General features: G+C 64.3%; 1 protein-coding gene. It reads left to right on the plus strand.

Annotation, left to right across the window (positions count from 1 at the left end):
* Nucleotides 1–897 (plus strand): aminotransferase (locus DID99_RS36740; protein ID WP_124668737.1); only part of this gene is annotated, 897 nt, incomplete at both ends.

Below are 897 nucleotides of genomic sequence, written 5' to 3' on the forward strand. Positions count from 1 at the left end.
CTCGACCGCCGAATACCGCGCGCTCGACGCCGCGCATCACATCCATCCGTTCTCGGACATGGGCGCGCTCAATCGCGCGGGCAGCCGCGTGATCGTGAAGGCCGACGGCGTCTATTTGTGGGACTCGGACGGCAACAAGATCATCGACGGGATGGCCGGCCTCTGGTGCGTGAATGTCGGCTACGGCCGCAAGGAACTTGCCGATGCCGCATATCGCCAACTGCAGGAACTGCCGTTCTACAACACGTTCTTCAAGACCACGCACCCGCCGGTAATCGAACTGTCGGCGATGCTCGCCGAAGTCACGCCCGCAGGCTTCAACCACTTCTTCTATTGCAACAGCGGCTCGGAAGGCAACGATACCGTGCTGCGTCTCGTGCACCAGTACTGGCGCGTGCAGGGCAAGCCGCAGAAGAAGTTCGTGATCTCGCGCAGGAACGGCTATCACGGTTCGACGATCGCCGGCGGCACGCTCGGCGGGATGGGCTACATGCACGAGCAGATGCCGTCGAAGGTCGAGAACATCGTGCACATCGACCAGCCGTATTTCTTCGGCGAAGCTCAAGCCGGCGAAACGCCCGAAGCGTTCGGCCTCGCGCGTGCGCAGCAGCTCGAGGCGAAGATCCTGGAGCTCGGCGCGGAGAACGTCGCGGCGTTCATCGGCGAGCCGTTCCAGGGCGCGGGCGGCGTGATCTTCCCGCCGTCGACGTACTGGCCGGAAATCCAGCGGATCTGCCGCAAGTACGACATCCTGCTCGTCGCCGACGAAGTGATCGGCGGCTTCGGCCGCACCGGCGAATGGTTCGCGCACCAGCACTTCGGCTTCGAGCCGGACCTGATCACGATGGCCAAGGGCCTGACCTCGGGTTACGTGCCGATGGGCGCGGTGGGCATCCA

This window comes from Burkholderia sp. Bp8986 (assembly GCF_003854225.1).
GTDB lineage: Bacteria > Pseudomonadota > Gammaproteobacteria > Burkholderiales > Burkholderiaceae > Burkholderia.